Source organism: Streptomyces sp. NPDC031670 (genome assembly GCF_055580545.1).
On sequence record NZ_JBVILC010000019.1, the window covers coordinates 86,672 to 95,577 of the forward strand.

Below are 8,906 nucleotides of genomic sequence, written 5' to 3' on the forward strand. Positions count from 1 at the left end.
GCCGGCCCTGACTGTCTGGGACCGGTACCTCCGCGGCGGCCCAGGCGGCCCAGGCAACTCCCACCCTCCGCTGGCGGCGCCTAAGGGCTGTCCCGTAAGTGCTGGTCACGGGTGAGATGATCTTGCTGTGTCTGGTGTGATCACGGCGTCGGAGCCGTCCTGGATAGCCCCATTCACCGGGCTGAGCCCGCGGCAGTTCGACAAGCTGATCACCGCGTTGCGACGCGAGGGTGCCGACCCGATCCGCAAGGGCCGGCCCTGGAGCCTGCCGCTGGAAGACCGGGTCCTGCTGGTCGCGGCCTACTGGCGGACCAACCTGACCCTGCGCCAACTCGCGCCGCTGTTCGGGGTGTCCAAGTCGGCCGCCGACCGCATCATCGACCACCTCGGCCCTGAGCTCGCGCTCCAGCAGCGAAAGCGGTTCCGCAAGGACACCGTGCTGATCGTGGACGGCACCCTCGTTCCCACCCGCGACCACACCGTCGCCGAGCAGTCCAAGAACTACCGGTACTCCACCAACCACCAGGTCGTCATCGACGCCGACACCCGGCTCGTCGTCGCCGTTGGCCGGCCGCTGCCCGGCAACCGCAACGACTGCACGGCTTGGGAGCTTTCCGGCGCGAAAGACGCCGTCGGCACGACCACAGTCATCGCCGACGGCGGCTACCGCGGCACCGGCCTGGTCATCCCGCACCGCCGCGAGAAGGGCCAGAGCGAACTCCCGGACTGGAAGGAGGAGCACAACGCCTCCCACCGCAAGGTCCGTGCCCGCGTCGAGCACGTCTTCGCCCGGATGAAGGGCTGGAAGATCCTCCGCGACTGCCTCTGAAAGGCGACGGCGTCCACCACCCCATGCTCGGGATCGCCCGCCTGCACAACCTCGTCCTCGCCGCGTGACGCAGAACTGACAGGTCACCCGGCCTACCAGAGATCATTTACGGGACAGCCCTTAGGCCGCACTCAGCAGGCGTACCGATAGCGGGTGACTTCATGGGCTGCTGCGCGCCCCTGGGCATAGGGTTCGCGGAGGTGAGCGGGGAGCGCAGTGCCGCGCGTATAGCAGTATTCTACGACACCCAGGGCAAATGCCTGGGTGCGGGTGCGCGGGAATCCGGTCTCACCCCAGCCATTCCAGTCGTCCCAGCGCCACACCCCTCCGATTGCGTAGCGCTTATGTGCATCGGGCGTGAAATGCATGCTCGCAGGCTGTTCCTGGTCGGCACGATTCCCGATGATCTGCAGCACGGAGTGGTGCCAGATACCGGAATACGCACCAGAATCGCGGTTGATGTCGTCCACAAGCTGGCGAGCGGTGACGTAACTGACGGTCACGGCTCCGTGGGGGTCGGTCTCATCAGCGGCTATGCCGGGATAGGGGCCGTGTGGGGTCCCGGCGATGGTGAATAGGCCAACGGCTTCGGGGGTGTCCGTCGCCTCACTCCTTGAGCGCACGGAGATGCTGCCTCTCGCTTTTGTGCCCATCTGCTGGCGATATGCGCGTAGCAGAAGTGGAAGGATGGATCTCGGTGTTTCAGTCGAGGTCAGTCCAGATGCTGCCGAGAGAGCGAAAATACCTCCTTGCCTGGGACGGTGAGACTTGTCCAGCGTCTCTGCTGTCCCCGCAGGAAGGTACTTTCTGCGGGCAGACTATCACTTCGCGTCCCAAGTTCCATGTCAGCACGGTCAGTTCGCGAGTAGTCGGGCATGCCGGTACACGTCTGCCGGCCGACCTTGCCGACGTGACCGGACTGACGGCCGCGTTCTCCAGTGTGCGTTGGTCGCTGCGACCAAGCGGGACCGGGCACGATCCGGGCCGGGGCGTGGCCCACGGATGCCGCCCGGCCTCCAAGGGGGTTGGCTTTCACCCGCTCTGTGGTTCCGGCCGGCACCGGCCAGGTCCTGGTCGCACAGTTGCGGCCGGGCGACGTCGGCACGAACACCGCAGCGGATCAGATCACCGTCCTCGACGACGCACTCACCCAGCGATCTTGCGCAGCCCGTAGCCCTGGCTGCGGCCGGGACTGCGGATCTGGCAGACCGTGATGATGTGGAGTGCGGGGTTCAGCGCGTGGGCAGGCGACCGGCTCGTGTTGAGCGCTCCGCTTCCTTGCGCGTAGAGAGCCTGGTAGATCACCTCGTGGGAGATGCGGTCACGGCCGCTTTGGGCAACCTTGCGATCGGCACCCTGAGGCCGGACGCCCATGCCGGCATCACCTCCGGACTCCGTCACGTGCCCGTGACCGGACTGGCTCCTTCACAGTGAGCCTTTTCCAACCTGCCTTATGGCAGTTCAATGGGACCCGTTTGCGCGCGCACTGACGGTCGATCGGCAGCCGTTGGAGGCGCCTGAGCGCAGGCCGGCAGGCCCTGCTCACCCTCGCCCACTTGCGCAATGGGTACTCCCACGCGCAATTCGCGGCCGGTTTCGGCACTCGCCCATTGCCGACCGCTACATCACCGAGGCGTCGAGCTCCTGGGCGTTTTCGCTCCCCCACACTCACCGAAGCGGCCAGGACGGCGGGGCATGCGTTCTACCGGACGGCGCTGCGCAGCCTGCGCCGGTGCGGGCACACCGCCGCAGAGTTCATGCCTTTCTGCGGGTGATCGCCTGTGTCATAGCAACTGCGGCCGCCAAGAAGCCCGCGGTGACGGTGAGCAGGGCACCCGTGGGTGCCAGGGCGTCCGCCGAGTCCGACGCGTTCTGCAGGTGGGTAAGCATGATGTTGACCGGGGAAACGCCCTTGCCCAGCAGCACGGCCAGGAGGAGCACCAGGGCGAGGACGAGCGCGTAGCCCTGCCGTCGGAATACCAGCCGCGAGCAGACCACTCCGATGGCGATGCCGGTGAAGGCGCAGGTGAGTTGGGCCGCGGTCCCCAGCGCCAGATCCGCGAGGCCGGGTGTGTGGGTTGCGAACAACAGCGGCAGCACCAGGCCGGCAGACGTCAGCAGCAGGCACCCTGTGGCGGCCGTCCCGACCGTCGCGAGCAGGACGCGTAGAGGGCCGCCGGCGCTGACGACGACGATCGAGCGGTGCGCCTGGTCCTCGAGACCGATCAGTGTCATGGTCAGCCAGACCGAGCACGGCAGCATGGCCCCGGCCACCGCGGCGTAGGTCGCGGTGAGCGGGCCGGTGTCACTGCTGGTCAGCACGGCCACCAGGCCGAGGAACAGCAACAGCGGCGCGAGGTAGCGCTGGGAGAGCAGCAACACCGTGGACATATAGCGGACCAGCGCGATCACAGGGCGGTCCGCCGCGCATCGGCCCAGCAACTGGCTTCGTACGCGGCCCCGGCCAGGCTGGCCACCGACCACCGGTGCTGCAGTGCCGTCAGCAGCACGGCGTCCGAGTGCTCCGGCGCCACCCGCAGGACGACCTCCCCGCCGCGCTGGGCGGTGTCCGTCACACCCGGCAGCGCGGACCAGTCCACTTCGATCGGCATGACGCCGGTGGGCGGCACGGTCAGGACCAGCTCGACCATCGAGGTGCGGCTCCCGGCGTGCCGGCCGCCGTGCGAGGTGACCCGGCCGTCGCTGATGGTGTAGGCGCCGCGGGCGTGCGTCTGGGTGATCGCCTCGCGGTGGTCGGTGAAGACCACTGCTCCGCCCTGTGCGGCCACTTCGTCGATGAACTCGGCGAGGACACCGTGGGCCGACGCATCCAGACCTGACCAGGGTTCGTCGAGGACCAGCAGGTCGGGCTGGACAAGGAGGGCCTGGGCGAGCGCCACCTTCTGCGCGTTGCCCTTCGACAGCGTGCGCAGCGGCGCGTTCCCCCCGCCCACCAGGGACAGCCGCTCCAGCAGTTGATGGCCTCGGGCACGGGCGGCGGAGCCCGACAGGCCACGGATACGCCCCATGTGAGTGAGATATGAGATCGCCGAGATGCGGTCATGGCCGGTGAAGCGGTCCGGTACGTAACCGATGCGCGGTGGTCGGCCCGACACGCTCCCGGTGGTGGGTTGCGACAGCCCGACGAGGATCCTCAGCAAGGTCGACTTCCCCGAACCATTGCTGCCGACCACCGCGAGGACGTCACCGGTCACAACTTCCATGTCCACGTCACTGAGGATCCATCGTCCTCCGCCGTACCGTTTACCGACCGCCTCACAACGTAACAACTCGACTCCTCACTGTGGCCCACACGCCTGGTCCTTCCAGCCTGGCGGACAGGCTTGGCAGTTAAGCTGACAGGCAGGTAAAGCCCCTGGTAGATGGGTTTTCGACCAAGACAACCGTCTCCACCAGAGGCTTCGCATGCTTGTCTACCCGTCCGGCGTCGACGTGTCCAGCACGGCCCTGCGCTTCCTCGCCGCCCGTCTGAAAGAACACCGCCGCACTCTCGGAACCCGATGGCGGCGCCTGAACGCGGGCCGACAGGCCCTGCTCACCCTCGCCCACCTGCGCAACGGCCAGCCCTACGCCCAGCTCGCGGCCGGATTCGGGATCGGCACCACCACCGCCTACCGATACATCACCGAGGCCGTCAACCTCCTCGCTGCCCTCGCCCCCACCCTCACCGAAGCCGTACGAGCGGCGTCGACGAAGGCGTACGTGATCCTCGACGGGACGCTCCTGCCCATCGACCGAATCGCCGCCGACCGCCCGTTCTACTCGGGCAAACACAAGAAGCACGGCATGAACGTGCAGGTCATAGCCGATCCGAAGGGGCGTCTGCTGTGGGCTTCACCAGCCTTGGCCGGCGCCGTCCACGACGTCCGGGCCGCGCGCGAGCACGGCATCATCGAGGCACTCGCCGAGGCTGGCATCACCGGCTGGGCAGACAAGGGCTACCAGGGTGCAGGCGACACGGTAAGTCTCCCTTACCGCGGCCGATGGGACAGCCTCTCCACCGGCCAGCAGGCCGTCAACCGTTCCCACGCCAAGATCCGGGCCCTCGTCGAGCAGGCCATCGCCACCCTCAAGTCCTGGCGCCTCCTCCGCAAACTCCGCTGCTCGACCACCCGCATCACGAGTCTTGTTCAGGCCGTCCTCTGCCTGCATCTGGCCAGCTCAAACTGAGGATGGAAAGAGCTCAGTCCCGTGCATTCCCTGATGAACCCCGACGAACGCGCCACCGTAGCCCGCTGGAGCGAGGCGTCATTGGCGGGCCGACGAGCTTCACCAGACGATCGAGGCGCGGCTTCGTGGCTGGGCGTATGGCCGAAGTTGCGCGGTGCCCGATGTGCGACCGACGCACAACTGGCAGCTTCCGTGGGCGCGTAGTCCAGAGAGGCTGAGTGTCGACCGCCGCATTCACGAGTCTGCCGAGCATTCATTCTCAGCCTTTCGCCATATTCGAACGTTCGTTGTACCGGATGTGCTGAAGAACAGGTCGGGCGTGTGCTGCTCCGTCACGTTCCTTGATCGAAGCGGCGCTTGGAATGGCTTGTATATGTCGCTTTCACGCACAGGCGCTTACAAGGTCGTTTGGCTTCTTGGCGGCAGGGCACCCGCAAGTCGGCGATCCGGCCATAGTGTTGTGTGCGCTGCAGCACCCTGCCGGCACCGCCTGAGGGTGAAGTAAACACACCGTCAAGGAGTTTTCCGCTAGACTTCGGGGGGTTGCTTTGTGGTGACCGAGTGTGAAGACTATGGTCGCGTTGCCGCACAAATGTAGCTGTTCAGGGCCCTGCGTCATGTCGTTCCTGCGCAATCGCAGGGTGACTGATGGGTACTCGCGATCCATTTCCGAGTGCCCGGGTCTCATTGCTGTCCGGCTAAAGGCCGGCAGGGCGCGCCGTGTGACCGTCACGCGGCGGCTTCGCCGAGGGGGGATTGTCGTGTCGGATTGGCGTGCGATAGTGACGGTTTGCCCGGTGGGCCGGAAATCGATCCTCACGTCGTGCCGAGCGTGTTGAGGCCCGGACAAAGTGGTCTGACCGCGAGCGCACACGGCTGACTCTCCTGCAGCGGCGTGTGTACGCGAGTAAGCCGCTGCCACGTCTGTGTGTGCCAAGCCGCGCCCCGCTGCGCGTCGGCAGATCCCTTCGCAGCCGCCGCCCGGAGCCGCCCTCCGAACTGCTCACTTCCGCCGTTTCCGGCCGCCCGTGATCGGCCTAGCCGCATTCGTGTGCCGTCAGCCGAGGAGACACCGTGCCCATCGACCAGACGAAGAGCGAAACCTTCCTGCTGGACGCGTTACCAGATCGCTGGCGCGAACTGCGCGCGGCCGGGCCGGTCAGTCGCGACGAGCGCCAGGGAGTCTGGCAGGTCGTCGACCACGAGACCGTCTCCGCCGTTCTCGCCGACTCGGCGACCTACTCCTCCGACCTCTCCTCCCTGGCCCCCACCCAGGAGGACTTCGCAGCCTTCACCCAAGGCAACTTCGTCGGTATGGACCCGCCCGAGCACCGCAAGCTCCGCCAGCTGGTGAGTCAGGCATTCACCCCCCGTGTCGTACAGGGACTCGAGCCCCGCATCGAAGCGGTATGCGCCCGCCTGCTGGACGCCGTCGATGACCAGGACCGCTTCGACCTCGTAGACACTCTGACCTACCCGCTGCCCATCATCGTCATCGCGGAACTGCTCGGTATCCCTGCCGATCAGCACCGCACCTTCCAGGACTGGGCGAGCGTGCTGTTCGGCGGCGACCAGTTGGGCGAAGCGCCCGACATGGCGGACCTGGAGCGGGCGCTGGAGGTCATCGCGCCCACCATCCGGGAGATGAACAGCTACATGCTGGATTACATACGCGACCGCCGGGCGAACCCGGGTGACGATCTCACCAGCAGACTTATCAAAGCCGAAGTGGACGGCGTCCGGCTCACCGACCAGGAGATGGTCGGCTTCGTGGCCCTGCTGCTGGTCGCCGGACACATCACCACCACGGCCCTGTTGGGCAACGCCGTGATCGCCTTCGACAGCCACCCCGGCACGGACGCCGCGCTGCGGGACAACCCGGACCGCATCCCCGCTGCCGTCGAGGAAGTGCTGCGTTGGCTGCCCCCCTTCCCCGAACTGGGACGACGCCTCACCCGGGCTGTGGTCCTGGGAGGCCACGAACTGCCCGCCGACACGCTGCTGATGGCCCACCTGGGCGCAGCCAACCGCGACCCCGCGCGGTTTGACCGGCCGGACGTGTTCGACGTGAGCCGCAGGCCCAACCCGCACCTGACCTTCGGGCACGGAATCCACTTCTGCTTCGGTGCCCCGCTGGCCCGATTGGAGGCCCGGATCGCCCTGCGCATGTTGCATGAACGATTTTGCTCCGTCGCGATCCCGTCGTATGACGACATCGTCACGCAGAACCCGGCAGTCATCATCGGCGTGCGCCATCTTCCGGTCGAGGTCGACAGGCCCTAGCCGCTCCGCTCACCCCGGCCGCGCGCCGGACCGGCCCGGTCTTACGCTCCCGGGCCGCAGGCACCCACCCGCGCACGACAAGCCCACGTCACTGGAGCACACTTCCATGCCGTACACCGTCCCCGCCGCCCGGGCCGCCGCCGGCGCGCCAACCCGACTCCGTCAGGAAATACAGAGCCGATTAGAGGCCCTTGCCGACATCCATCGTGTGCCGGGTGCCCAACTGGTCCTGGACAACGGCACGGAGACCGTCTCGTTGTACACCGGCACCGCTGATGCGGCCACGGGCGTCCCGTTCACCGCGGACACGGCCGTGCCCCTCGGCTCGCTCACCAAGCCCTATACCGCGGCGCTCGTGTTGCTGCTCGCCGACGACGGTGACCTCGACCTCGACGAGCCCGTCGCCGCCCACCTCCCGGAGCTGTCCGGTCTGCCCGGTGTCACCGTCCGCCACCTGCTGAGCCACACTGGCGGACTGCCCACCGGGCCCGACTCCGATACGGCGTCCGCGACCAACAGCTCGCGGTACCTGGCCGCGCTGTGCACTCCCGAGCAGGCGCTGTTCCCGCCCGGCACCGACTTCTCCTACTCCAACGCCGGATACGTCGCCGCGGGGCGGCTCGTCGAGACGATCACCGGTATGTCCTGGCACGAGGCCGTCCGCGCGCTCCTGCTCGACTCGCTGGGGACCCGCCCCGCGTTCATCGGCGACACCGCCGCTGCCCGCCCCACGGCCGCCGGGCACGCCGTCAACACGGCCACCGGGCAAGTGCGCCCGGTACGGCAGAACCTGGCACCGCTGGAGGCTCCCGCCGGTGCGTTGCTGGGCGGCGCCGCCGACTTGGCCGCACTGGGCTCCGCCCTGGTGGGCCGTTCCCCAGCGCTGCCGCCTGCCGTCGCCAAGGAGATGCGGCGCGGGGAGAGCGGGGCCCGGCCCGGCGCGCTTGCCGACGGCTGGGGACCGGGCCTCGCCCTGTTCCGGCAGGGCGAGCGCCTCTGGTGCGGCCACGACGGCAACGCCCAGGGGACCTCTTGCCATCTGCGGGCCGACGCCGAGAGCGGCATGGTGGTGGCGTTCACGGGCAACGCGGGCGGAGCCACCGGCCTCTGGCGCGACCTCACCCGGGAGCTGGAGCGCGTGGCCGGTATCCGCGTGCCAGCCACGGTCGGCCCCGCCGCCGACCGGGGCCGTCCGGTTGCCCTGACCGAGGGCCTGGGAACCTACCGCAACGGTGGGGCCGTCTACCGCGTCACCGCCGGGCCCGACGGCTCACCGGTGCTGTCTGTCGACGGCGATCTGTCCCTGCCGCTGGTCTGCTACTCCGACCTGACGTTCGACCTGCTCGATCCCGCCACCGGCCGCCCGGAGCCCGGCGGCCGCTTCCACCGGGACCCGGACCGCGGCCGCATCGAACGCCTGCAGGTGTCCGGCCGTATGGCGCGCCGCATCGACGACTGCTGACGGCCCCGGGACCCGGCCACCACCCGGTCGCCGGGACTGCCCCTGGTCCGCACGCGTGGTGGCCCGGTACGCAGGGTCCACCCCGGTCGCCGTGCGGCGGCGTCGGCCCGTCGTGCTGCGGTGCGGTCGCCGGCGCCCCCG

At 68.4% G+C, this 8,906-nt stretch carries 7 protein-coding genes and 2 pseudogenes; 5 read left to right on the forward strand and 4 right to left on the reverse strand.

Features of this window, described 5'->3' with window-relative positions:
* The first annotated feature begins 127 nt into the window (after window positions 1-127).
* A pseudogene (locus ACZ5ID_RS29015) lies at window positions 128-897 on the forward strand (transposase).
* A 63-nt stretch (window positions 898-960) separates the two neighbouring features.
* Here ACZ5ID_RS29015 and ACZ5ID_RS29020 read toward each other — a convergent pair.
* Window positions 961-1,332, reverse strand: a complete 372-nt coding sequence (locus ACZ5ID_RS29020; protein WP_468903659.1) for a hypothetical protein — start codon at window positions 1,330-1,332, stop codon at window positions 961-963.
* A gap of 643 nt (window positions 1,333-1,975) precedes the next feature.
* A complete protein-coding gene (locus ACZ5ID_RS29025) occupies window positions 1,976-2,203 on the reverse strand; it encodes a hypothetical protein (RefSeq protein WP_468903705.1) in 228 nt (75 codons plus the stop codon).
* Between the two features lie 128 nt (window positions 2,204-2,331).
* Here ACZ5ID_RS29025 and ACZ5ID_RS29030 point away from each other — a divergent pair.
* Window positions 2,332-2,427: pseudogene (locus ACZ5ID_RS29030) on the forward strand (transposase family protein); the annotation flags it as partial.
* Window positions 2,428-2,584: 157 nt separating this feature from the next.
* Here the strand turns inward: ACZ5ID_RS29030 and ACZ5ID_RS29035 are convergent.
* Both ACZ5ID_RS29035 and ACZ5ID_RS29040 read right to left on the reverse strand, forming a co-directional pair.
* Complete coding sequence (locus tag ACZ5ID_RS29035; protein ID WP_468903661.1) at window positions 2,585-3,241, reverse strand: hypothetical protein; 657 nt, start codon at window positions 3,239-3,241, stop codon at window positions 2,585-2,587.
* Window positions 3,238-4,059 carry an ATP-binding cassette domain-containing protein gene (locus tag ACZ5ID_RS29040; protein ID WP_468903663.1) on the reverse strand — a complete coding sequence of 274 codons (822 nt, stop codon included), beginning with the start codon at window positions 4,057-4,059 and terminating at the stop codon, window positions 3,238-3,240. The genes ACZ5ID_RS29035 and ACZ5ID_RS29040 overlap by 4 nt, the downstream gene beginning before the upstream one ends.
* Before the next feature lie 196 nt (window positions 4,060-4,255).
* Between ACZ5ID_RS29040 and ACZ5ID_RS29045 the strand changes: the two genes are divergently transcribed.
* The 3 genes from ACZ5ID_RS29045 to ACZ5ID_RS29055 all read left to right on the forward strand — a co-directional run bounded on the left by ACZ5ID_RS29045 (window position 4,256) and on the right by ACZ5ID_RS29055 (window position 8,765).
* Window positions 4,256-5,020, forward strand: a complete 765-nt coding sequence (locus ACZ5ID_RS29045) for an IS5 family transposase (protein ID WP_468903666.1) — start codon at window positions 4,256-4,258, stop codon at window positions 5,018-5,020.
* Window positions 5,021-6,094: 1,074 nt separating this feature from the next.
* Window positions 6,095-7,303: a cytochrome P450 gene (locus tag ACZ5ID_RS29050; protein ID WP_468903669.1), complete on the forward strand. Its 1,209-nt coding sequence runs from the start codon at window positions 6,095-6,097 to the stop codon at window positions 7,301-7,303.
* Window positions 7,304-7,409: 106 nt separating this feature from the next.
* Complete coding sequence (locus tag ACZ5ID_RS29055; protein WP_468903671.1) at window positions 7,410-8,765, forward strand: serine hydrolase domain-containing protein; 1,356 nt, start codon at window positions 7,410-7,412, stop codon at window positions 8,763-8,765.
* The last annotated feature ends 141 nt before the right edge of the window (window positions 8,766-8,906 follow it).